20 protein-coding genes and 1 pseudogene are annotated in these 24,289 nt (G+C 58.9%); 17 read left to right on the top strand and 4 right to left on the bottom strand.

Annotation, left to right across the window (positions count from 1 at the left end; translation table 11 throughout):
* Window positions 1–10 precede the first annotated feature (10 nt).
* The 7 genes from lepA (at window position 11) to acpS (ending at window position 6,528) form a co-directional block, all read left to right on the top strand.
* Entirely contained in the window at window positions 11–1,810 is a 1,800-nt protein-coding gene (gene lepA, locus FN633_RS14755; RefSeq protein ID WP_042395506.1) for a translation elongation factor 4, read from the top strand.
* A gap of 17 nt (window positions 1,811–1,827) precedes the next feature.
* A complete protein-coding gene (gene lepB, locus FN633_RS14760) occupies window positions 1,828–2,802 on the top strand; it encodes a signal peptidase I (RefSeq protein WP_042395509.1) in 975 nt (324 codons plus the stop codon).
* Window positions 2,803–3,012: 210 nt separating this feature from the next.
* Complete coding sequence (rnc, locus tag FN633_RS14765; RefSeq protein WP_042395511.1) at window positions 3,013–3,693, top strand: ribonuclease III; 681 nt, start codon at window positions 3,013–3,015, stop codon at window positions 3,691–3,693.
* Window positions 3,690–4,598 carry a GTPase Era gene (era, locus tag FN633_RS14770; RefSeq protein ID WP_042395514.1) on the top strand — a complete coding sequence of 303 codons (909 nt, stop codon included), beginning with the start codon at window positions 3,690–3,692 and terminating at the stop codon, window positions 4,596–4,598. The genes rnc and era overlap by 4 nt, the downstream gene beginning before the upstream one ends.
* Window positions 4,599–4,663: 65 nt before the next feature.
* Window positions 4,664–5,389 (top strand): DNA repair protein RecO, encoded by a 726-nt coding sequence (gene recO / locus FN633_RS14775; RefSeq protein ID WP_042395517.1) that lies wholly within the window; start codon window positions 4,664–4,666, stop codon window positions 5,387–5,389.
* A gap of 27 nt (window positions 5,390–5,416) precedes the next feature.
* Window positions 5,417–6,148: a pyridoxine 5'-phosphate synthase gene (pdxJ, locus tag FN633_RS14780; protein WP_154058223.1), complete on the top strand. Its 732-nt coding sequence runs from the start codon at window positions 5,417–5,419 to the stop codon at window positions 6,146–6,148.
* Complete coding sequence (gene acpS / locus FN633_RS14785; protein WP_154058224.1) at window positions 6,148–6,528, top strand: holo-ACP synthase; 381 nt, start codon at window positions 6,148–6,150, stop codon at window positions 6,526–6,528. Before pdxJ ends, acpS begins: the two co-directional genes overlap by 1 nt.
* Here acpS and FN633_RS14790 read toward each other — a convergent pair.
* Window positions 6,525–6,785, bottom strand: coding sequence for a YfhL family 4Fe-4S dicluster ferredoxin (locus FN633_RS14790; protein ID WP_154058225.1), 261 nt, complete (start codon window positions 6,783–6,785; stop codon window positions 6,525–6,527). The two genes, acpS and FN633_RS14790, sit on opposite strands and share 4 nt — an antisense overlap.
* 55 nt (window positions 6,786–6,840) lie before the next feature.
* A complete protein-coding gene (locus FN633_RS14795) occupies window positions 6,841–7,689 on the bottom strand; it encodes a MurR/RpiR family transcriptional regulator (RefSeq protein ID WP_154058226.1) in 849 nt (282 codons plus the stop codon).
* Between the two features lie 116 nt (window positions 7,690–7,805).
* On the opposite strand from FN633_RS14795, the gene murQ reads away from it, so the two are divergent.
* From murQ to tadA, 4 genes and pseudogenes are all read left to right on the top strand, one after another.
* Window positions 7,806–8,702: an N-acetylmuramic acid 6-phosphate etherase gene (gene murQ / locus FN633_RS14800; protein WP_279538308.1), complete on the top strand. Its 897-nt coding sequence runs from the start codon at window positions 7,806–7,808 to the stop codon at window positions 8,700–8,702.
* A gap of 9 nt (window positions 8,703–8,711) precedes the next feature.
* Complete coding sequence (locus FN633_RS14805; protein ID WP_154058228.1) at window positions 8,712–10,076, top strand: PTS transporter subunit EIIC; 1,365 nt, start codon at window positions 8,712–8,714, stop codon at window positions 10,074–10,076.
* A gap of 3 nt (window positions 10,077–10,079) precedes the next feature.
* Window positions 10,080–10,715: a phosphatidylglycerophosphatase C gene (gene yfhb / locus FN633_RS14810; protein ID WP_042388988.1), complete on the top strand. Its 636-nt coding sequence runs from the start codon at window positions 10,080–10,082 to the stop codon at window positions 10,713–10,715.
* 26 nt (window positions 10,716–10,741) lie between these two features.
* Window positions 10,742–11,267 (top strand): annotated as a pseudogene (tadA, locus tag FN633_RS14815) (tRNA adenosine(34) deaminase TadA).
* Here tadA and mltF read toward each other — a convergent pair.
* Window positions 11,264–12,844 carry a membrane-bound lytic murein transglycosylase MltF gene (gene mltF, locus FN633_RS14820; RefSeq protein WP_154058230.1) on the bottom strand — a complete coding sequence of 527 codons (1,581 nt, stop codon included), beginning with the start codon at window positions 12,842–12,844 and terminating at the stop codon, window positions 11,264–11,266. The pseudogene tadA and the gene mltF overlap by 4 nt on opposite strands.
* A gap of 266 nt (window positions 12,845–13,110) precedes the next feature.
* Here mltF and purL point away from each other — a divergent pair, with 266 nt between their 5' ends.
* The 5 genes from purL to glnB all read left to right on the top strand — a co-directional run bounded on the left by purL (window position 13,111) and on the right by glnB (window position 21,418).
* Window positions 13,111–16,998, top strand: a complete 3,888-nt coding sequence (gene purL, locus FN633_RS14825; RefSeq protein ID WP_154058231.1) for a phosphoribosylformylglycinamidine synthase — start codon at window positions 13,111–13,113, stop codon at window positions 16,996–16,998.
* A 498-nt stretch (window positions 16,999–17,496) separates the two neighbouring features.
* Window positions 17,497–18,927: a two component system sensor histidine kinase QseE/GlrK gene (qseE, locus tag FN633_RS14830; RefSeq protein ID WP_208674127.1), complete on the top strand. Its 1,431-nt coding sequence runs from the start codon at window positions 17,497–17,499 to the stop codon at window positions 18,925–18,927.
* On the top strand, window positions 18,928–19,662 hold the full coding sequence (gene qseG / locus FN633_RS14835) for a two-component system QseEF-associated lipoprotein QseG (RefSeq protein ID WP_154058233.1): 735 nt from the start codon (window positions 18,928–18,930) through the stop codon (window positions 19,660–19,662). It abuts the gene before it with no gap.
* Entirely contained in the window at window positions 19,662–20,999 is a 1,338-nt protein-coding gene (gene glrR, locus FN633_RS14840) for a two-component system response regulator GlrR (RefSeq protein ID WP_154058965.1), read from the top strand. The genes qseG and glrR overlap by 1 nt, the downstream gene beginning before the upstream one ends.
* Window positions 21,000–21,079: 80 nt before the next feature.
* Complete coding sequence (gene glnB / locus FN633_RS14845) at window positions 21,080–21,418, top strand: nitrogen regulatory protein P-II (protein ID WP_002438074.1); 339 nt, start codon at window positions 21,080–21,082, stop codon at window positions 21,416–21,418.
* Window positions 21,419–21,472: 54 nt separating this feature from the next.
* Here the strand turns inward: glnB and hmpA are convergent, their stop codons facing one another.
* Window positions 21,473–22,663 carry an NO-inducible flavohemoprotein gene (hmpA, locus tag FN633_RS14850; RefSeq protein WP_154058234.1) on the bottom strand — a complete coding sequence of 397 codons (1,191 nt, stop codon included), beginning with the start codon at window positions 22,661–22,663 and terminating at the stop codon, window positions 21,473–21,475.
* A 313-nt stretch (window positions 22,664–22,976) separates the two neighbouring features.
* Between hmpA and glyA the strand changes: the two genes are divergently transcribed.
* Window positions 22,977–24,230 (top strand): serine hydroxymethyltransferase, encoded by a 1,254-nt coding sequence (gene glyA / locus FN633_RS14855; RefSeq protein WP_042389011.1) that lies wholly within the window; start codon window positions 22,977–22,979, stop codon window positions 24,228–24,230.
* Window positions 24,231–24,289: the final 59 nt, after the last annotated feature.

Genomic DNA, 24,289 nt, shown 5'->3' on the forward strand with positions numbered 1-24,289 from the left:
ATCTCCCTATATGAAGAACATAAGAAATTTCTCCATCATTGCGCACATCGACCACGGTAAATCGACGCTGTCTGACCGTATCATCCAGCTTTGCGGCGGCCTCTCCGATCGCGAAATGGAAGCCCAGGTGCTGGACTCCATGGATCTTGAGCGCGAGCGCGGGATCACCATCAAAGCCCAGAGCGTAACCCTGGACTATAAAGCCGCTGACGGCGAAACCTACCAGCTGAACTTTATCGACACCCCAGGACACGTTGACTTCTCCTATGAAGTATCCCGTTCTCTGGCGGCGTGCGAAGGCGCGCTGCTGGTGGTCGATGCAGGCCAGGGCGTGGAAGCACAGACGCTGGCTAACTGCTACACCGCAATGGAAATGGATCTGGAAGTGGTTCCGGTCCTCAACAAAATCGATCTGCCAGCTGCCGATCCAGAGCGCGTGGCGGAAGAGATTGAAGACATTGTCGGTATCGACGCTGCCGATGCCGTGCGCTGCTCCGCGAAGACCGGGGTAGGGGTGGGTGATGTGCTGGAGCGTCTGGTACGTGATATTCCCCCGCCGCAGGGCGATCCTGAGGGACCGCTGCAGGCGCTGATCATCGACTCTTGGTTCGATAACTACCTGGGCGTTGTCTCCCTGGTTCGTATCAACAACGGCACCATGCGCAAGGGCGACAAGATTAAGGTGATGAGCACCGGCCAGACCTATAACGCCGATCGCCTGGGTATCTTTACGCCGAAGCAGGTTGACCGCACCGAGCTGAAGTGTGGTGAGGTAGGCTGGCTGGTGTGTGCGATCAAAGACATCCTCGGTGCCCCGGTGGGCGATACCCTGACCACCGCCCGCAACCCGGCGGATAAAGCGCTGCCGGGCTTTAAAAAGGTGAAACCGCAGGTTTACGCGGGTCTGTTCCCGGTCAGCTCTGACGACTACGAGAACTTCCGCGATGCGCTGGGCAAGCTGAGCCTCAACGATGCCTCGCTGTTCTATGAGCCAGAAAGCTCCACCGCGCTGGGCTTTGGCTTCCGCTGCGGCTTCCTTGGCCTGCTGCACATGGAGATCATTCAGGAGCGTCTGGAGCGTGAATACGATCTGGATCTGATCACCACCGCGCCGACCGTAGTCTATGAAGTCGTGACCACCTCGAAAGAGACGGTATACGTCGACAGCCCGTCCAAGCTGCCGCCGCTGAATAACATTCAGGAGCTGCGCGAGCCTATCGCCGAGTGCCATATGCTGCTGCCGCAGGAGTACCTGGGCAACGTCATCACCCTCTGCATTGAGAAGCGTGGCGTGCAGACCAACATGGTTTACCACGGTAAACAGGTGGCACTGACCTATGAGATCCCGATGGCGGAAGTGGTGCTCGACTTCTTCGATCGCCTGAAGTCTACCTCGCGCGGTTACGCGTCGCTGGATTACAACTTCAAGCGCTTCCAGGCCTCTAACATGGTGCGCGTTGACGTTCTGATCAACGGCGAGCGTGTGGATGCCCTGGCGCTGATCACCCACAACGATAACGCGCCGTACCGCGGTCGTGAGCTGGTTGAGAAGATGAAAGAGCTGATCCCGCGCCAGCAGTTTGACATCGCGATTCAGGCCGCCATCGGTAACCACGTTATTGCCCGCTCGACGGTGAAACAGCTGCGTAAAAACGTTCTCGCCAAGTGCTACGGCGGCGACGTTAGCCGTAAGAAAAAGCTGCTGCAGAAGCAGAAAGACGGTAAGAAGCGTATGAAGCAGGTCGGTAACGTTGAGCTGCCGCAGGAAGCGTTCCTCGCCATTCTGCACGTAGGTAAAGACGGCAAATAAACCATTAAGGAGTTGGTATGGCGAACATGTTTGCCCTGATCCTGGTGATTGCAACCCTGGTCACAGGGTTGCTCTGGTGCCTGGACAAGGCCGTATTTGCACCAAAGCGCCGGGAGCGGCAGGCCGCAGCCCAGGCGGCGGCGGGCGATACGCTGGATCAAAAAACGTTGAAAAAAGTTAGCCCGAAGCCGGGCTGGCTGGAGACCGGAGCCTCCGTGTTCCCGGTGCTGGCGATTGTGCTGGTGGTGCGCTCGTTCATCTATGAGCCGTTTCAGATCCCGTCGGGTTCGATGATGCCAACCCTGCTGATCGGCGACTTTATCCTGGTAGAGAAATTTGCCTACGGGATTAAGGATCCGATCTACCAGAAAACGCTGATCGAAACCGGCCATCCGAAACGCGGCGACATCGCGGTGTTTAAGTATCCGGACGATCCGCGTCTGGACTACATCAAGCGCGTTGTAGGCCTGCCGGGCGATAAGGTCAGCTACGATCCGGTTGCCAAGCAGGTAACGGTGCAGCCAGGGTGCAGCTCTGGTCAGGCATGCGCCAGCGCGCTGCCGATCACCTACTCTAACGTTGCACCGAGCGATTTTGTCCAGACCTTTAGTCGCCGTAACGGTGGCGAGGCCAGCAGCGGCTTCTTCCAACTGCCGCCGGGTGAAACCAAAGAGAACAGCGTGCGCCTTGCCGAGCGTAAAGAGACGCTGGGTGACGTAACGCACCGCATTCTGACCGTGCCGATTGCGCAGGATCAGCTGGGGCTCTATCACCAGCAGCCAGGCCAGCCGCTGGCAACCTGGATCGTGCCGCCGGGACACTACTTCATGATGGGTGACAACCGCGACAACAGCGCGGACAGCCGTTACTGGGGCTTTGTGCCGGAGGCAAATCTGGTAGGCCGGGCAACGGCGATCTGGATGAGCTTCGAGAAACAAGAGGGCGAGTGGCCGACCGGCGTGCGCTTAAATCGCATCGGTGGCATCCACTAATCCGTCGGGTTGCAGCGGATCTGGCTGCAACCCAAATTATTTCCACGATAAATCAGTCACGGCTAACGACATCCCTCGCCGTTGTGTATAGAATATTCCCCCGAAGTTTAGGCTGGTTCCGCAGGGAGCCACGGCACACGAAACCGCGTTGTTTTCTTCAGGTCGGTTTCGTGTGCTGCATTTTTGACGCATTCATCCTATTGGTATCGCATGAACCCCATCGTAATTAATCGGCTTCAACGGAAGCTGGGCTACACTTTTCAACATCAGGAGTTATTGCAGCAGGCGTTAACCCATCGCAGCGCCAGCAGCAAACACAATGAGCGTCTGGAGTTTTTGGGTGACTCCATTTTAAGTTTCGTTATTGCTAACGCGCTCTATCACCGCTTTCCCCGCGTGGACGAAGGCGATATGAGCCGGATGCGCGCGACGCTGGTGCGCGGCAACACGCTGGCTGAACTCGGTCGCGAGTTTGAGCTGGGCGAGTGCCTGCGTTTAGGACCGGGCGAGCTTAAAAGCGGCGGTTTTCGCCGGGAGTCTATTCTGGCCGATACCGTTGAGGCGTTGATTGGCGGCGTGTTTCTCGACAGCGATATCCAGACCGTCGAAAAGCTGATCCTCTACTGGTATCAAACTCGCCTGGACGAGATCAGCCCAGGTGATAAGCAAAAAGATCCGAAGACGCGTTTACAGGAATTTTTACAGGGTCGTCACCTGCCGCTGCCAACCTATCTGGTTGTGCAGGTGCGTGGCGAAGCCCACGATCAGGAATTTACTATCCACTGCCAGGTAAGCGGCCTGAGTGAACCGGTGGTCGGCACAGGTTCCAGCCGCCGCAAGGCGGAGCAGGCAGCCGCCGAACAGGCGTTGAAAAAACTGGAGCTGGAATGAGCAACGAAAAAACATACTGCGGATTTATTGCCATCGTTGGACGTCCCAACGTTGGCAAATCTACGCTGCTGAACAATCTGCTTGGGCAGAAGATCTCTATTACCTCCCGTAAAGCGCAGACCACGCGTCACCGCATCACGGGGATCCATACCGAAGGCGCTTACCAGGCCATCTACGTGGACACCCCGGGTCTGCATATGGAAGAGAAGCGCGCCATTAACCGCCTGATGAACAAGGCGGCCAGCAGCTCTATCGGCGACGTTGAGCTGGTGATCTTCGTAGTGGAAGGCACCCGCTGGACGGCGGACGACGAGATGGTGCTCAACAAGCTGCGCGACGGTAAAGCGCCGGTGATCCTGGCCGTTAACAAGGTCGATAACGTGCAGGAGAAGGCGGATCTGCTGCCGCACCTGCAGTTCCTCGCCAGCCAGATGAACTTCCTTGATATCGTGCCGCTCTCCGCTGAGACCGGGATGAACGTGGATACCATTGCCAGCATCGTGCGTAAGCATCTGCCGGAAGCGATCCACCACTTCCCGGAAGATTACATCACCGACCGTTCCCAGCGCTTTATGGCTTCGGAGATCATCCGTGAAAAACTGATGCGTTTCCTTGGTGAAGAGCTGCCCTACTCGGTGACCGTCGAGATCGAGCAATTTGTCACCAATGAGCGCGGCGGTTACGACGTCAACGGCCTGATCCTGGTTGAGCGCGAAGGCCAGAAGAAGATGGTGATTGGCAACAAAGGGGCCAAGATCAAAACCATCGGTATCGAAGCCCGCAAAGATATGCAGGAGATGTTCGAAGCGCCGGTGCATCTTGAACTGTGGGTGAAGGTCAAATCTGGCTGGGCCGATGACGAGCGCGCCCTGCGTAGCCTCGGCTACGTTGACGACCTCAAGTAATTGACCGAAACGAACGGGTACGGCCAACGTACCTGCGGCATGAAAGACGACGAGTATAGAGGCTAATGGAAGGGTGGCAGCGCGCTTTTGTTCTCCATAGTCGTCCCTGGAGCGAAACCAGCCTGATGCTGGACGTCTTCACGGAAGAGTCGGGCCGTGTGCGCCTTGTTGCTAAAGGCGCACGCGCAAAACGTTCCAACCTCAAGGGCGCACTCCAGCCCTTTACGCCTCTGCTGGTACGCTTCGGTGGCCGGGGTGAAGTCAAAACCCTGCGCAGCGCGGAAGCGGTGTCGCTGGCGCTCCCTCTGAGCGGTATTACCCTCTATAGCGGCCTCTACGTCAACGAGCTTATCTCTCGCGTGCTTGAACATGAGACGCGCTTCTCTGAACTTTTTTTCGATTACCTGCACTGTATCCAGGCGCTGGCAGGCCTGAGCGGCTCGCCCGAACCGGTCCTCCGGCGCTTTGAACTGGCGCTGCTGGGGCACCTGGGATACGGCATCGATTTTATGCACTGCGCCGGGACCGGCGAAGCGGTAGAGGACACCATGACCTACCGCTACCGGGAGGAGAAGGGGTTTATCGCCAGCGTGGTGATCGATAACCGCACTTTCACCGGCCGTCAGCTGCGGGCGCTCGCCGAGCGCGAGTTTCCCGATAGCGATACGTTAAAAGCGGCGAAACGCTTTACCCGCGCGGCCCTGAAGCCGTATCTTGGCGGTAAGCCGTTAAAAAGCCGGGAGCTGTTTCGCCAGTTTGTGCCGAAACGGCCAGCGCCGGATGCACCGTAACAAAAGATATTCGAGGATTGTATTGTCATGGCTGAACTACTGTTAGGCGTTAATATCGATCACATTGCCACCCTGCGTAACGCGCGTGGCACGGCATACCCGGATCCGGTCCAGGCGGCGTTTATTGCCGAGCAGGCGGGAGCGGACGGAATTACGGTCCATCTGCGTGAGGATCGTCGCCACATCACCGACCGCGACGTAAAAGTCCTGCGCCAGACCCTGGATACGCGCATGAACCTGGAGATGGCGGTCACCGAAGAGATGCTGGCTATCGCCTGTGAGACTAAACCTCACTTCTGCTGTCTGGTACCGGAAAAGCGCCAGGAGGTGACTACCGAAGGCGGGCTGGACGTCGCCGGGCAGCGGGATAAGATGCGCGACGCCTGCTCACGATTGGCGGATGCTGGGATCCTGGTGTCGCTGTTTATCGATGCCGATCCCGAGCAGATCAAAGCCGCCGCAGAGGTGGGAGCGCCCTACATCGAAATTCACACCGGCTGCTATGCGGACGCGGAAGACGACGCTACCCAGGCCAAAGAGCTGGAGCGCATCGCCAACGCCGCCACCTATGCGGCAAGCCTCGGCCTGAAGGTTAACGCTGGTCACGGCCTGACCTACCACAACGTGAAGCCTATCGCCCGCATTCCAGAGATGCACGAGCTGAACATCGGTCACGCTATTATTGGCCGGGCAGTGATGAGCGGCCTGAAAGAGGCGGTAGCCGAGATGAAGCGCCTGATGCTGGAAGCGCGTGCCTGATGGCTATTCTGGGCTTAGGCACGGATATCGTGGAGATCGACCGCATTGAAGCGGTCATCTCCCGCTCCGGCGACCGGCTGGCAAAGCGGGTACTGAGCGCTAACGAGTGGGAGATCTACCAAACGCACCAGCAGCCGGTGCGCTTTCTAGCCAAGCGCTTTGCGGTGAAAGAGGCGGCGGCGAAAGCGTTCGGAACCGGGATCCGTAACGGCCTGGCGTTTAACCAGTTTGAAGTGTTTAACGACGAGCTGGGCAAGCCGCGCTTGCGCCTGTGGGGCGAAGCGCTGAAGCTGGCGGAGCGGCTGGGCGTAGCCCATATGCACGTCACCCTGGCGGATGAACGACGCTACGCCTGCGCGACGGTGATTATCGAAAGCTAAATCTTATCCGCATGGTGCAGCAGGACAAATTTGTCCCATAGCTGCTCCTGGCTCTCACTGTGCGCCGGATCCTTGAGAATGGTATTGGGGATAGGGCAGACCTTCTGACACGTCGGCGTCTCGTAGTGGCCGACGCACTCCGTACAGCGATCGCTGTTAATCTCATAAACGCTCTCACCCATCGAGATGGCCTCGTTCGGACACTCGGGTTCGCACATATCGCAGTTTATGCATTTTTTGGTGATCAACAACGCCATCGGAAAGTCTCAGAAGGTACACAAGCAGGGCGGGTATTATACGCCCGATTTTTGCTCAGACCAGTTTTTTCACCAGTGCCTCGCTGTGGCGGATCCGCTCCGGGGCGTGCTCCAGATCCTGCTGCACCAGCGCCATAAACAGCAGATCGGTGAGCAGCATCTGGGCGCTGGTGGAGGAGATGGCAGCGCTGCGGGTGGCCTGCTCCTCGGCGATGGTATAGAGGCAGCGGGTTGAACGCTGCTGCAACGCGTTGGGGGTGAAGCCAGTGATCGCCAGGATCTTCGCCCCGACGCGTAAGGCCTCGTCCGCCGCCATGTTGATCTCCCGCCGTTCGCCGGTATAGGAGATGGCCAGCAGCAGATCGCTACTCTCCATCGCCTGCGTCGTCGCCAGCAGGGCGTGCATATCCTGCTCAACCACGGCGTATAAACCAATCTTCATTAGCTTCCAGCCAAAGTTACGCGCCACCAGCCCGGACGCGCCGATGCCGGTCAGCACGATCCGCCGCGCATCGCGCAGCATGATCACGCTCTCCTGTAGTTTATCTTCGGTATTCACATCAAGGGTCGCGTTCATAGCGCTGACCTTCTCATGGATCAGCTTCTCGCCTACCACGCGCAGGGGATCGTCACCGCGGATCTGGTTATGTACCGGAACGGAGTGGGACGTTGGCGTGCTGACCAGCGCTTCGCTAATGGCCAGCTTGAGCGCCGGAAACCCTTTAAACCCCAGCTTCTGGGCAAATTTCACCACGCTCGACTGGCTGATGCCCGCCTCGGCGGCCAGCTGCTGCGAACTCAGATGGCGAGCGCGATCGGGCTGGGTCAGCAGAAAGTCCGCCAGCTTTTTATCGCTCTGCGCCAGGCCCGCATAGCGCTGACGGATGTGAATCAAACAGTTCATGACAACTCCAGGGGCAAAACGTGACAACGGCAACAAACATCCTGTTCGCAGGCATCAATGAATTATATATTCCATTATACTGCGCGGGACACGAATTAAATATTCAAAAGGTACTGATAATGAATCTTGGCTCACTGGTATCAGAAACGCGAAATTCTGAGACGATGGATCTGGACGCACTTTCGACTATCGAGTTAGTAACCCGTTTTAATCAACAGGATACGCTGGTCGCGCTGGCAGTGAAAGAGACATTGCCAGATGTTGCACGGGCAGTGGATGCTGCCGCGACGGCGCTGAAAGCAGGCGGACGCATCATCTATATGGGCGCAGGCACCAGCGGCCGGCTCGGCGTGTTGGATGCCTCGGAGTGTCCGCCGACCTTTGGCGTCCCGCACGGCCTGGTGATTGGCCTGATCGCCGGTGGCCCAGGGGCGTTGCTGAAAGCGGTAGAGGGAGCAGAGGATAACCCCCAGCTGGGGGAGGACGATCTGCGCGACCTGTCGCTCGCCCCGCGGGATCTGGTAGTGGGCCTGGCGGCATCTGGACGCACGCCTTACGTTATCGGCGGGCTTAAGTATGCCCGGGCTACAGGCTGCACCACGGTGGCTATCTCCTGTAACCCCGGCTCGCCGATAGCCCAGGCAGCGGATATTGCTATTTCGCCGGTCGTGGGGCCGGAGGCATTGACTGGCTCGACCCGTCTCAAGTCCGGCACGGCGCAGAAGCTGGTGCTGAACATGATCTCCACCGGGGCGATGGTCAAGTTTGGCAAGGTCTACCAAAACCTGATGGTCGATATGAAGGCGAGCAATATCAAGCTCATTGATCGCGCCTGCCGGATGGTAGTTGAAGCAACGGGCGTTACCCTTGAGCAGGCTCGCAGCGTGCTGGAGCAGACCGGGTATGACGTCAAGCCCGCTATTTTGATGGTGCTGACCGGCCTGGACGTGGACGCCGCCCGCGCCCGGCTCGATATGCATCAGGGATTCTTACGTGCCGCGCTGAATGGCTAAGAGGTTCACATGGATAAGTCACTGACGCTAGCAGGCGAGATTTTGCAGGGCATCGGCGGGCAGGGCAACATCCTGCGGCTGGAAAACTGTATGACCCGCGTACGGTTTGAGGTGCAGGATGAGGGGCTGCTCAATATCGGCAGGCTGAAAGCGCTTCCGGGCGTCAGCGGCTACGTCAAGCAGGGCGAGCAGCATCAGCTGATTGTCGGGCCGGGAAGAGCCAGTCAGGTGGTGGATGCCATGCGCTCGCTGGTCAACGGGGCGGGGGACGCCCCGATCCCAGATGAGATCGCCCGTAACAAGGCGCAGGCAAAAGCCCAGTATAAAGCGCCGATGAGCGACGCCCTGCGCATGCTGGCGAACGTGTTCATTCCGCTTATTCCGGCGTTTATCGCCTCCGGGCTGATCACCGGCATTATCAATATCCTGAAGCGACCCGATATTGCTGGCGATATCGCGATTCACTATCCCAACCTGCTGGGGCTGCTCGGTATCTTTGGCAGCGCCGTGTTTGCGATCATGAATATTCTCGTGGGGGTCAACGCGGCGAAGGTATTCGGCGGCTCGCAGGCGTTAGGCGGGGTGATGGCAGGTATTCTCTCCAGCCCGCAGCTGGCGCAGATCACGCTGTTTGGCGAAGCGTTACAGCCTGGACGCGGCGGGGTGATCGCCGTGCTGCTGGTGGTGGCCCTGATGTGCTGGTTTGAGAAGCGGCTGCGCGAACGGCTGCCGGGTTCGCTGGAGCTCATTCTTAACCCGCTGCTGACCACCCTCATCACCGGGGCGATCGCTATCGTGGCGCTACAGCCGCTCGGGGGATGGATTTCTGAATCTATTGCCCATGGGGCAGGCTGGGCTATCGATCGCGGCGGTCTGCTGGTGGGCGCGGTGCTGGCCGGAACCTTTCTGCCGCTGGTGCTTACCGGGCTGCATCAGGGGCTGGTGCCTATCCACGTGGAGCTGGTCCAGGCGCACGGCTATAACGCCCTGCTGCCTATCCTCTCAATGGCGGGCGTCGGGCAGGTTGGGGCCGCGCTCGCCGTGCTGCTGAAAACGCGCAATACCCGGCTTAAAACCGTTATCAAAGGTGCGCTGCCGGTAGGGCTGCTGGGCATCGGTGAGCCGCTGATTTTTGGCGTCACGCTGCCGCTGGGTAAGCCCTTCATCGGTGCCTGCCTGGGCGGCGCGGTGGGTGGGGCGCTTGTCTGCTACTGGAAAGTGGCGACGGTCATCACCTTCGGCATTTCCGGTTTACCGCTGGCTTTAACGATTGTTACCGGAAAAGTCACGATCTATCTGTTAGGCTATTTATTGGCGGTCATCGCCGGGTTCCTGTTTACCTGGCTATTAGGTTTTAACGATCCAAAGGAGTAGGGTTTGGCAAATAGCGAGCGTCGTGTTGTATTTTTCGATCTGGATGGAACGCTGCATCAGCAGGATATGTTCGGGACATTTCTGCGGTATCTGCTGCGGCATCAGCCACTCAATGCGCTGCTCGTTCTACCTTTGCTGCCGGTTATCGGCATTGCATTACTGGTTAAGGGGCGGGCCGCCCGCTGGCCGATGAGCCTGCTGCTGTGGGGCTGCACTTTTGGCCACAGCGAGGCGCGGCTTAAGGCGCTGGAAAAGTCATTTGTTACCTGGTTTCGCGAGCGCGTCACCGCCTTTCCGGTGGTGCAGGATCGGCTGACCAACTACCTCGACGCGTCCGATGCCGATATCTGGCTGATCACCGGCTCGCCGCAGCCGCTGGTAGAGCAGGTCTATTTTGATACCCCGTGGCTGCCGCGTGTCAACCTGATCGCCAGCCAGATCCATCGCAGCCACGGCGGCTGGGTGCTCTCCATGCGCTGCCTCGGTCATGAGAAGGTGGTGCAGCTGGAGCGGAAAATCGGTACGCCGCTGCGCCTCTACAGCGGCTACAGCGACAGCAAGCAGGATAACCCGCTGCTCTACTTCTGCGAGCATCGGTGGCGCGTCACCCCCCACGGTGAGCTTCAGCAACTCGAATAGTGTGTGCGCACTTACACCTGTGTATAATGCGCCCCGTTTTGACTACTGGAGTGCTGAGCCGTGTCCGATACCGAATTAACCCATGAATACTGGATGCGCCACGCACTTATGCTCGCGCAGCGCGCCTGGGATGAGGGGGAGGTGCCGGTCGGGGCGGTGCTGGTACACAACAACCGCGTTATTGGCGAGGGCTGGAATCGGCCCATTGGCCGCCACGATCCCACCGCCCATGCTGAGATTATGGCCCTGCGCCAGGGCGGGCTAGTGCTGCAAAATTACCGTCTGCTCGATACCACCCTCTACGTCACCCTGGAGCCCTGCGTGATGTGTGCGGGAGCGATGGTTCACGGCCGTATCGGCACGCTGGTGTTTGGTGCGCGGGATCTGAAAACCGGCGCGGCAGGCTCCCTGATGGATGTCCTGCACCATCCTGGAATGAACCACCGGGTTGAGATCGTTGAGGGAATGCTGAGTGACGAATGCTCGGGCATGCTCAGTGAATTTTTCCGCCAGCGTCGGCTGGCGATCAAAGCGCAAAAGCAGGCGCGCTAAGGGTGCTCCGCGTCAGCGCCTGCTGACGCCTGGTTCAGGATCCCCGGCAGCGTAAAGCTGGACTGACCAAACGCCTCGGCGGGAGAGAAGGCGCTTAGCGGCATCACGCCATAGTGCGTCTCTGCCAGCTCCTCCTGAGCGACCACTGGATAGCTTTGCGCCATACGCTGCTCGTGAGCGATCTGCTGCTCCTGCTGCCGCGCTTTCTCCTGCAGATAACCCACCAGGCTAATCTGATACTTACGGATATTTTCCACATAGGCGTAAGCTTCATGCCCACGGGCGTAGCCGTAGGTCAGCCTGCTGTACCACGCCTTCTGGCTGAGTAGCGGCAGGCGCTGCTTTACGTCGGACCAGCTATCCGGGTTGCCTTTGGTCTTCGCCGTCAGGGCGCGGGCGTCAAGCATATGGGCATAGCCCATATTGTAGGCGGCCAGCGCAAACCAAATCCGCTCCTCCTCGGGCACCGTCGCCGGGACGTGATCCATCATATCCTGAAGATAGCGCGCCCCGCCGCTGATGCTCTGTTCAGCGTCGGTGCGATCGGTCAGGCCCAGGCTCTGGGCGGTATTTTTGGTCAGCATCATCAGGCCACGCACGCCGGTAGGGGAGGTGGCCTGGGTGTCCCAGTGGGACTCCTGATAAGAGATAGCCGCCAGCAGACGCCAGTCCATCTTCTGGGCGTACTTTTCAAACAGCGGACGCAGGTCGGGCAAGACGCTGTCGATGGCGCGCAGGAAGGCGCGGGTATCAACATAGTCGAACCCTTTGCCGTGGCCGAGGTACTTCTCCTCAAGGCGCGCCAGAGTGCCGTCCTCGTTAATCACGTTGAAGAAGTCCAGCATGGCGGCGGAGAGGGCGTTATCGCTATCTTTTTGGCTAAACCACGCTACCGGCTGCTCGTCGGTAATATCCAGCGCCACCGCCAGCTCGGGATGCACGCGCTGGAACAGGCTAATAGCTACGGAGTCGGCAATGGTATAGGCCAGCTTCCCCTGAGCAACCTGCAACAGCAGATCGTTAGTGCCTAGCTTCTCGTCCACCTTCCAGCTCAGATCCGGGTACTTCTTCTCCTTCAGCGCCTGCAGATCGCTAATAACAACGTGCCCTGGCGCGACGGTCAGCTGCGCATCGGTCACCGTCGCTAACGTGCGCGGACGCAGGCTGCCTACGCGATAGACCAGCTGCTGGGAGACGGAATAGTAGACCGGCCCGCTCTGATAGTGCTTGATGCGCTCGTTGTTATAGACCAGTCCGGCCGCCAGCATATCGGCATTATCGTTATCGAGATCGTCAAACAGCTGGTTGATGTTTTGCCGCACGGTGATGCGCAGCTTCACCCCGAGATAGCTGGCGAACTGCTCGGCCAGCTCATAATCGAGGCCGGTGGGTTTATCGCTGGTGGCGTTCCAGGTAAGCGGAGAGACCAGGGTGCTGACGCGCAGCTCGCCGCGCGCCTGGATAGCAGCGATGCGGTTTTCGGCTTTGCCAGACCAGGGGATTGAGGGCCACAGGGCCGCTGCCAGCAGCAGGGTGACAATGCCGATAAGCAGATAATTAAACTTTAATTTTCTCAAGGAGTTAATTCTCTGCGTCGCCTGACGCCTCAGTCCGTCGTCATTATTATAGAAAAGCATTTATCCGGAAGTGAGCGGCATTTTGCTTAAGATTGCGGCACTTAGCAACTTATTAGAGAATTAGGTAACATCTATTGTTAAAAATTACGGGCAATTTTATTTCCACGCAAACGGTTTCGTCGACGAGCAGGATTCTTTATAATGACGCCCGTTTTCCCCCTGGCGCATTCTTACAGCGTCATCGACGCGCTAAAGACGAGAGACTTATGATGGAAATTCTGCGTGGTTCGCCTGCACTGTCTGCATTCCGTATCAACAAACTGCTGGCACGCTTTCAGGCAGCCGCCCTCCCGGTAAGCAACATTTACGCTGAGTATGTCCATTTCGCTGACCTCAACGCTCCTCTAAATGCCGATGAACACGCCCAGCTCGGCCGCCTGCTGACCTACGGCCCGCGTCTAAGCAGCCACGCGCCTACCGGCAAGCTGCTGCTGGTGACGCCGCGTCCGGGGACCATCTCTCCCTGGTCTTCTAAAGCAACGGATATCGCTCATAACTGCGGCCTGACGCAGATCGCCCGCCTTGAGCGCGGCGTTGCCTGGTACGTTGAAACCTCGACCCTGAGCGCAACACAGTGGCAGGCGGTGGCCGCCGAGCTCTATGATCGCATGATGGAGACGACCTTTGATGCGCTGGAAGACGCGGAGAAACTCTTTGCCCACCATCAGCCCGCGCCGGTAGAGAGCGTGGACATGCTGGAGCAGGGACGTGCAGCGCTGGCGGAGGCTAACCAGCGTCTGGGTCTCGCGCTGGCGGAAGACGAAATTGATTACCTGTTCGATGCCTTCACTACCCTTGGGCGCAACCCGAACGATATCGAGCTTTACATGTTTGCTCAGGCGAACTCCGAGCACTGCCGGCATAAAATCTTCAACGCCGACTGGGTGATCGACGGCGAGCAGCAGCCGAAATCGCTGTTTAAAATGATCAAAAACACCTTTGAGAAAACCCCGGATCACGTGCTGTCTGCCTATAAAGACAACGCGGCGGTGATGGAAGGCTCAGAGGTCGGGCGCTTCTTCGCCGATAGCGAAGCTGGCCGCTACGATTTCCATCAGGAGCCTACCCATATCCTGATGAAGGTCGAGACCCACAACCACCCGACGGCGATCTCGCCATGGCCGGGTGCGGCAACCGGCTCCGGCGGTGAGATCCGTGACGAAGGCGCAACCGGACGCGGCGCGAAGCCAAAAGCCGGCCTGGTAGGCTTCTCCGTCTCTAACCTGCGTATTCCAGGTTTTGAACAGCCGTGGGAAGAGGATTTCGGCAAGCCGGAACGTATCGTGACCGCGCTGGATATTATGACCGACGGCCCGCTGGGCGGCGCAGCGTTCAACAATGAGTTTGGCCGTCCGGCGCTGACCGGCTACTTCCGTACCTACGAAGAGAAGGTCAACAGCCACAACGGCGAAGAGCTGCGCGGCTACCATAAGCCGATCATGCTGGCGGGCGGTATCGGTAACATTCGTGCCGACCACGTGCAGAAGGGCGAGATCACCGTAGGCGCGAAGCTGGTGGTGCTCGGCGGCCCGGCGATGAATATCGGTCTTGGCGGCGGGGCGGCTTCGTCCATGGCATCCGGTCAGTCCGATGCCGACCTCGACTTTGCCTCTGTGCAGCGTGACAACCCGGAGATGGAGCGTCGTTGCCAGGAGGTGATCGACCGCTGCTGGCAGCTGGGCGATGCAAACCCAATCCTGTTTATCCACGACGTTGGCGCGGGCGGTCTCTCTAACGCCATGCCGGAGCTGGTGAGCGACGGCGGTCGCGGCGGACGTTTCGACCTGCGCAGCATCCTGAGCGACGAGCCAGGCATGAGCCCGCTGGAGATCTGGTGTAACGAATCGCAAGAACGCTATGTGATGGCGGTGGCCGCCGACCAGATGGAACTGTTCGACGCCCTGTGCCGCCGCGAACGCGCCCCGTATGCGGTGATCGGCGAAGCGACCGAAGAGCGTCACCTGAGCCTGGCCGATAGCCACTTCGACAATCAGCCTATCGATCTGCCGCTGGACGTCCTGCTCGGTAAAACGCCGAAGATGACCCGCAACGTTGAGTCGCTGAAAGCCGCCGGGGATGCCTTCGACCCGCAGGACATTACCGTGGCCGACGCGGTTAACCGCGTGCTGCACCTGCCTGCGGTGGCGGAAAAAACCTTCCTGGTGACCATCGGCGACCGTACGGTCACCGGCATGGTCGCCCGGGATCAGATGGTTGGCCCGTGGCAGATCCCGGTTGCCAACTGCGCGGTGACTACTGCCAGCCTCGACAGCTACTACGGTGAAGCGATGTCCATCGGGGAACGCTCTCCGGTGGCGCTGCTGGACTTTGCCGCCTCCGCCCGTCTGGCGGTCGGTGAAGCGCTGACCAACGTGGCCGCCACGCAGATTGGCGATATCAAACGCATCAAGCTCTCTGCAAACTGGATGGCCGCAGCTGGTCACCCAGGTGAAGATGCTGGCCTCTATGAGGCGGTGAAGGCGGTGGGTGAGGAGCTGTGTCCGGCCCTCGGCCTGACCATCCCGGTGGGTAAAGACTCGATGTCGATGAAAACCCGCTGGCAGGAAGGAAGCGAGCAGCGCGAGATGACCTCGCCGCTGTCGCTGGTGATCACCGCGTTTGCCCGCGTTGAGGACGTGCGCCACACCGTGACGCCGCAGCTCTCTACCGACGATAACGCCCTGCTGCTGATTGACCTTGGCAAAGGCCACAACGCGCTGGGCGCGACGGCGCTGGCGCAGGTTTACCGTCAGCTGGGTGACAAACCGGCCGACGTGCGCGACGTGCATCAGCTGAAGGGCTTCTACGACGCCATGCAGGCGCTGGTGGCGGCACGTAAGCTGCTGGCCTACCATGACCGCTCCGACGGCGGCCTGCTGGTGACCCTCGCCGAGATGGCCTTTACCGGCCACTGCGGGATCGAAGCTGATATCGCCACCCTGGGCAGCGACCGTCTGGCGGCGCTGTTTAACGAGGAGCTGGGGGCGGTGATCCAGGTGCGCGCCGAGGATCGTGACGCGGTGGAAAACATCCTTAGCGCCCACGGTCTGGCCGACTGCGTACACTATCTGGGTCGCGCCGTCGCAGGCGATCGCTTCGTGATTACCGCCAACGACCAGGCGGTGTTCAGCGAAAGCCGCACCACGCTGCGTATGTGGTGGGCAGAGACTACCTGGCAGATGCAGCGCCTGCGTGATAACCCGACCTGTGCCGATCAGGAGCATAACGCCAAGGCGCAGGAAAACGATCCGGGCCTCAACGTGAAGCTCTCCTTCGACATCAACGAAGATGTCGCTGCGCCCTATATTGCCACCGGCGCACGGCCAAAAGTGGCCGTGCTGCGCGAGCAGGGGGTTAACTCCCACGTTGAGATGGCAGCTGCCTTCCACCGCGCGGGCTTTGACGCCATCGACGTGCACATGAGCGACCTGCTGGCGGGCCGCACCTCGCTGGAGAGCGCCCACGCGCTGGTGGCGTGCGGCGGCTTCTCCTACGGGGACGTGCTGGGCGCAGGCGAGGGCTGGGCGAAATCGATTCTCTTCAATGAGCGCGTACGCGACGAGTTCGAAACCTTCTTCCACCGTCCGCAGACCCTGGCCCTGGGCGTCTGTAACGGCTGTCAGATGATGTCCAATCTGCGCGAGCTGATCCCAGGCAGCGAGCTATGGCCGCGCTTTGTGCGTAACGTCTCCGATCGCTTCGAGGCGCGCTTCAGCCTGGTTGAAGTCACGCAAAGCCCGTCACTGCTGCTGCAGGGCATGGTCGGCTCGATGATGCCTATCGCGGTGTCCCACGGTGAAGGCCTGGTTGAGGTGCGTGACGATGCGCACCTCGCTCAGCTGGAGAGCAAAGGCCTGGTGGCGCTGCGCTACGTAGATAACTTCGGTAAGGTCACTGAGACCTATCCGGCCAACCCGAACGGCTCGCCGAACGGGATCACGGCGGTGACCAGCGAAAGCGGACGTGTCACCATCATGATGCCGCACCCGGAGCGCGTGTTCCGTACCGTGGCGAACTCCTGGCACCCGGAAAACTGGGGCGAAGATAGCCCGTGGATGCGTATTTTCCGCAACGCCCGTAAGCAGCTGGGTTGATAGTACGACGCCGCTGTCGCAAAATCCCGACAGCGGCAAAATTAAATGTCGCCAATTGGCGACATTTAATTTATTGATTTTAAATGCTTTATTTTTTATGCTTTTGAGGTGTTGCTAATCAGCGACACTTTGCTTAAAAAGAGCGCAAAAATGATGCAGTTCACAAAATAATAAATAGCCATATAAACAGATGGTTATGTATTAATAATATACATTGGCATAACTTGTGCATATAATAGGGCAGTGGCTCATTCACCTTCTTATGTCAGCCCCTTCGGGACGCGCTACATAAACCCTGGAATGACGCACAAACAGGTGCCTGCCGTCTCACTTCTGATCATAGCGTTGCTATTTCAGGCCCGAGGCGAAACGTCGAGTAAGGCACCGCCTATTCCATGATAATGCCGGGTTTTTACCCGGCTTTATTGTTTTTAGCCTTCCCCCATCCGTCATCCTCAGCTAGCATTCCGGTACATCCTTTCTAACGAGAGTAACGCGTTGAAACGCTGGCCTGCATTTCCCCGCTCCCTGCGACAGCTTGTCATTATGGCTTTTTTGCTGGTTCTGCTGCCGCTGCTGGTGCTGGCCTGGCAGGCGTGGCAAAGCCTGAACACGCTCAGCGCCCAGGCGGCGCGCACCAACCGAACCACGCTTATTGACGCCCGACGCAGCGAGGCGATGACCAACGCGGCGCTGGAGATGGAACGCAGCTATCGGCAGTACTGCGTGCTTGACGATCCCACCCTGGCGCGGGTCTACCAGAGCCAGCGCAAACGCTACAGCGACATGCTTGACGCCCATGCTGACGTACTGCCGGATGAGCGACTCTCCCAGGCGCTGCGGGAGGATCTGAACGCCCTTGCCCAGCTGCAGTGCCACAACAGCGGCCCCACGCAGGCGGCCTCCACCAGCCTTGAAGCCTTCGCCGCCACCAATACCGAAATGGTGCAAACCACCCGCAAGGTGGTGTTTAACCGTGGGCAGCAGCTCCAGCAGGAGATTGCCGCCCGGGGGCAGTTCTTTGGCTGGCAGGCGCTGCTGCTCTTTCTGGTCAGCCTCGTGCTGGTGCTGCTCTTTACCCGCATGATCATCGGTCCGGTGAAGGGGATTGAGCGCATGATCAACCGGCTGGGGGCAGGGCAGTCGCTGAACAGTCGGGTGGCCTTTAAGGGACCGCGCGAGCTGCGCTCCGTTGGCGAACGCATCATCTGGCTCAGCGAGCGTCTGGCGTGGCTGGAGTCCCAGCGCCATCAGTTTCTACGCCATATCTCCCACGAGCTGAAAACCCCGCTGGCCAGCATGCGGGAAGGCACGGAGCTGCTGGCCGACGAGGTGGTCGGGCCGCTGACGGCGGAGCAAAAAGAGGTGGTCGAGATTCTGGACGGCAGCAGCCGCAATCTGCAAAAGCTGATCGAGCAGCTGCTGGACTACAACCGCAAGCTGGCCGATGGCGCGGTAGAGCTGGAGACAGTAGCCATTGCGCCGCTGATCGAGACGGTGATCTCCGCTCACAGTTTACCGGCACGGGCTAAAATGATGCATACGGAGGTCGCGCTGAAGGCGGAGAGCTGCCTGGCGGAGCCGGTGCTTTTACTGAGCGTGCTGGACAATCTCTACTCTAACGCGGTGCACTATGGCACTGAATCCGGTAACATTCTTATTCGTAGCTATCCGCACGGCACGCGCTTGCGTATAGAGGTCACCAATACCGGTACACCTATTCCGCAGGCCGAGCGGGAGATGATTTTCGAACCTTTCTACCAGGGAAGCCACCAGCGAAAAGGCGCGGTAAAAGGCAGCGGGCTGGGTCTGAGCATCGCCAGGGACTGTATTCTGCGCATGCAGGGTGAACTGCAGCTGGTCACCAGCGATGAATCGGGCGTCTGTTTTCGCATTGAGCTGCCGCTGGCTGGATCGGATAAAAGCTAAATGAATCTATATCAGGTAACTATGTCGCATATTTTGAGTCGCGTTGTGAAAATGATTTCGCAGCATTCCGCGTTGCCTGTTGGCTTAGCCTGCCTGCTGCTGGCGGGCTGCGCACCTGACGCCCCCCTTAAGCCGGTGAATAAAGTTCAGCAAGAGAAGCTTCCCCAGCATCAGCTGGCCGATTTTCTGTCAACGCCCTGCGATAACGTCTGGTCGCTGACCGGGCAGGCCGTTGAGTCGAATCCGCTCTACTGGCTGCGCGGCATGGACTGCGCGGAGCGTCTCTCGCCGGTGATGGCGCGCGCCGAAGCCAGGCGCTGGCCGGATGATACCTGGCAGGCAACCTTCAAGCGCGGCATTCTGCTGGCCAATGCCAAAATTACCCCGCTTGAGAGACGCGCCTTTACCACGCGGATGGATACCCTCAGCCCGCAGCTGCCGAAGCAGGTCCGGACGCTGTTCCAGGTGTGGCGCGACGGTCAGGCGACGCAGCTCCAGCTGGCGGAGGAGCGCTCGCGCTATGCCAAGCTTCAGCAGTCGCGGGACAGCGATCTGGAGGCCCTGCGTCAGCAGCAGCAGCATCTGCGCGAGGAGCTGGAAACCACCTCGCGTAAGCTAGAAAACTTAACCGACATTGAGCGGCGGCTCTCGACGCGCAAACCTGGCGGGGCGGAGCTCCCCGACAGCATCCGTCCGGCCCAGCCGGATGCCCAACAGGAAGAGGTGAAGCCATGATGACGCCGCGTAAACCCGCCCATCTGCTGCTGGTGGATGACGATCCCGGCCTGCTGAAGCTGCTGGGTCTGCGCCTGACCAGCGAAGGCTATAGCGTAGTGACCGCCGAAAGCGGCCAGGAGGGGCTGCGCGTGCTGGCGCGGGAGAAGGTCGATCTGGTGATCAGCGACCTGCGGATGGATGAGATGGACGGCATGCAGCTGTTTGCCGAGATCCAGCGCGTCCAGCCGGGCATGCCGGTGATCATCCTTACTGCCCACGGCTCGATTCCCGACGCCGTTGCTGCCACCCAGCGGGGTGTGTTTGGCTTTCTCACCAAGCCAGTGGACAAAGACGCACTCTATAAAGCTATCGACGACGCCCTGGAGCATGCGGCCCCGGCCAGCGACGAGGCGTGGCGGGAGAATATCATCACCCGTAGCCCAGTGATGCTGCGCCTGCTGGAGCAGGCTCACATGGTAGCCCAGTCCGACGTTAGCGTACTGATCAGCGGTCAGAGCGGAACCGGCAAGGAGATCCTTGCACAGGCGATCCACAACGCCAGCCCGCGCGGCAAAAATGCCTTTATTGCCATCAACTGCGGGGCACTGCCGGAGCAGCTGCTGGAGTCGGAGCTGTTTGGCCACGCGCGCGGGGCGTTTACCGGTGCGGTCAGCAGCCGGGAAGGACTATTCCAGGCGGCAGAGGGCGGCACGCTGTTTCTCGATGAAATTGGCGATATGCCTATCCCATTGCAGGTCAAGCTGCTGCGCGTATTGCAGGAGCGCAAGGTGCGCCCGCTGGGCAGCAATCGCGATATCGATATCAACGTGCGGATCATCTCTGCCACCCACCGGGATCTGCCTAAGGCCATGGAGCGCGGTGAATTCCGGGAAGATCTCTTCTATCGGCTGAACGTGGTCAGCCTGAAGATCCCGGCGCTGGTGGAGCGGGCGGAGGATATTCCTCTGCTGGCCAACCACCTGCTGCGCCAGTCGGCCAGCCGACATAAGCCGTTTGTGCGGGCCTTCTCTACCGACGCCATGAAGCGCCTGATGACCGCCACCTGGCCGGGCAACGTGCGCCAGCTGGTCAACGTCATCGAGCAGTGCGTGGCGCTCACCTCCTCGCCGGTGATCAGCGATGCGCTGGTGGAGCAGGCGCTGGAGGGCGAAAACACCGCCCTGCCGACCTTTGCCGACGCCCGGAACCAGTTTGAGCTTAACTATCTGCGCAAGCTGTTGCAGATCACCAAGGGCAACGTGACGCACGCGGCGCGCATGGCCGGGCGTAACCGCACCGAGTTTTATAAGCTGCTTTCGCGTCACGAGCTGGACGCTAACGACTTTAAAGAGTAGGCCGCACACGCCCGTGAAATATGGTAGTGTGAGCAATCGATTACGACGCTGCTGACAGGCAAAAGAATTAGGGGATCACCGTGAAAAAGATTGATGCGATTATTAAACCTTTCAAGCTGGATGATGTGCGTGAAGCGCTGGCTGAGGTCGGCATTACCGGGATGACCGTCACCGAGGTGAAAGGCTTTGGTCGCCAGAAGGGCCACACCGAGCTGTACCGTGGCGCAGAGTACATGGTGGATTTTCTGCCGAAGGTAAAAATTGAGATCGTGGTGACTGACGATATCGTCGACACCTGCGTGGATACCATTATCCGCACGGCGCAGACCGGGAAAATCGGCGACGGTAAAATTTTCGTTTTCGACGTGGCGCGCGTAGTACGTATTCGTACCGGCGAAGAGGACGACGCAGCTATCTAACTAGTCCGCAGGCTTACCCCGGCCCCCACTGCGCGGGCCGGGGTAAGCGAGATCTTAGAGAACCTTGTGCGGACCAAAGCACTCGTAGTGGATGCGATCGGCATCAACCCCAAGCGCAATCAGCTGTTTCGCCGCGAACTGCATAAAGGCTACCGGACCGCAGAGATAGCACTGCATCGTCGGGTCGCTAAACGCACCCTCCAGCTTGCTTAAATCCATCAGCCCTTCGCTATTAAAGCGTGCTGCGCTGCGATCTGCCTCAGTGGGAATACGATACCAGGTGTGCGCCTGGAAGTGCGGCAGCATGCTGCCCAGGGCGGCAACGTCATCGTCAAAGGCGTGCACCTCGCCGCTCTCGGCGGCATGGAACCAGTTTACCTGGCCTGGATGCTGTGCGCTGGCGAGGGTATCCAGCATCGCCAGCATCGGGGTTTGCCCCACGCCGGCGGAGATCAGCGTCACCGGGGCCTGCGGCGGGACGTCGAGGAAGAAGTCACCTGCCGGAGACGCCAGCTGGACCACGTCACCCACGCGCGCTTCATCGTGTAGCCAGTTGGACACCTGACCGCCTTGCTCGCGCTTCACGGCGATACGATATCCTTTCCCATCGGCCTTGCGGGTCAGAGAGTACTGGCGGATCTCCTGATGCGGGAAACCTTCCGGTTTCAGCCAGACGGCGAGATACTGGCCTGGGCGATACTCGGCCACTGGCTGGCCGTCGACCGGCTCAAATTCAATACTGGTGATCAATGCGCTGCGCGGCGTTTTCGCCACGATGCGGAAAGCGCGAGTGCCTTCCCAACCGCCGGGCTGGGTAGCGTGCGCTTCATACAGCTCGGCTTCGCGGTTGATGAATACGCCTGCCAGCACGCCGTAGGCTTTACCCCACGCCTCCAGTACTTCCTGACCTGGGCTATACAGCTCATCAAGGGTCGCCAGCAGATGTTCACCGACGATGTTGTACTGGTCAGGTTTGATCTGGAAGCTGGTATGCTTCTGGGCGATCTTTTCTACCGCAGGCAGCAGCGCCGGGAGATTCTCAAGATTGCTGGCATAGGCGGCAATGGCGTTAAACAGCGCTTCGCGCTGGTCGCCGTTGCGCTGGTTGCTCATGTTGAAAATCTCTTTCAGCTCTGGATTATGCTTAAACATGCGGTCATAGAAGTGCGCCGTCAGCTTCGGGCCGGTCTCGACAAGCAGGGGAATGGTGGATTTTACGGTTGCGATAGTTTGAGCATCGAGCATTGCCTTTTCCTTATTGATTATTTCTATAAGTTGTATTTTAAATGCATCTTATAAAAGTTCCCCTGCATTGTAAATGGTTAATAGCGTATTTCCGTTACGTTGAAATGTCATGAAAAATTTGCACGATAAACTTGAAAAGAAATCGTGATTCTGGAGGTGGGCTCTTGCATGACAAACCCTTGCGCCACGCGGAGCCAATCGTTTGCGTAAAAACCCGTGTCAAGACCTGTTATCAGAAAATGGATCGGTTATACTGGTCGCCGGTGCCCCGAGGGCCATTGAAAATTACCGTTAGCTGAGTCAGGAGATGCGGATGTTAAAGCGTGAAATGAACATTGCCGATTATGATGCCGAACTGTGGCAGGCGATGGAACAAGAGAAAGTACGTCAGGAAGAGCACATTGAGCTGATCGCCTCCGAAAACTACACCAGCCCGCGCGTTATGCAGGCTCAGGGTTCTCAGCTGACCAACAAATATGCCGAAGGCTACCCGGGCAAACGCTACTATGGCGGTTGCGAATACGTCGACGTGGTTGAGCAGCTGGCTATCGACCGTGCCAAAGCGCTGTTTGGCGCAGACTACGCTAACGTTCAGCCGCACTCTGGCTCCCAGGCTAACTTTGCGGTCTACACCGCGCTGCTGCAACCGGGCGATACCGTTCTGGGTATGAACCTGGCGCAGGGCGGTCACCTGACTCACGGCTCCCCGGTTAACTTCTCCGGCAAACTGTACAACATCATCCCTTATGGTATTGATGAGTCCGGTAAAATTGATTACGAAGACATGGCGAAGCAGGCTAAAGAGCACAAGCCGAAGATGATCATCGGTGGCTTCTCGGCTTACTCCGGCGTGGTCGACTGGGCAAAAATGCGTGAAATCGCAGACAGCATCGGTGCTTACCTGTTCGTTGATATGGCGCACGTTGCGGGTCTGATTGCCGCAGACGTTTACCCGAACCCGGTTCCGCACGCACACGTCGTGACCACCACCACCCATAAAACTCTGGCGGGCCCGCGTGGCGGTCTGATCCTTGCCAAAGGCGGTGATGAAGAGCTGTACAAAAAACTGAACTCCGCTGTGTTCCCAAGCGCGCAGGGCGGCCCGCTGATGCACGTTATCGCGGCAAAAGCGGTTGCGCTGAAAGAAGCGATGGAGCCAGAGTTCAAGGTTTACCAGCAGCAGGTTGCTAAAAACGCCAAAGCGATGGTAGAGGTGTTCCTTAACCGTGGCTACAAAGTGGTGTCTGGCGGTACTGAAAACCACCTGTTCCTGCTGGATCTGGTTGATAAGAACCTGACCGGTAAAGAAGCTGACGCTGCCCTGGGCCGCGCCAACATCACCGTGAACAAAAACAGCGTGCCAAACGATCCGAAGAGCCCGTTTGTGACCTCCGGTATCCGTATCGGTTCTCCGGCTGTAACTCGTCGCGGCTTTAAAGAAGCGGAAGTGAAAGAGCTGGCTGGCTGGATGTGTGACGTTCTGGACAACATCAACGACGAAGCGGTCATTGAAAGCACCAAACAGAAAGTGCTGGCTATCTGCGCCCGCTTCCCGGTTTACGCATAATTCTTCTTTGATATGAAAAAAGCCCGCTGATGCGGCCTTTTGCACAGTGACGCGTCCCT

This window comes from Pseudescherichia vulneris, from assembly GCF_902164725.1.
GTDB classification, from domain to species: domain Bacteria; phylum Pseudomonadota; class Gammaproteobacteria; order Enterobacterales; family Enterobacteriaceae; genus Pseudescherichia; species Pseudescherichia vulneris.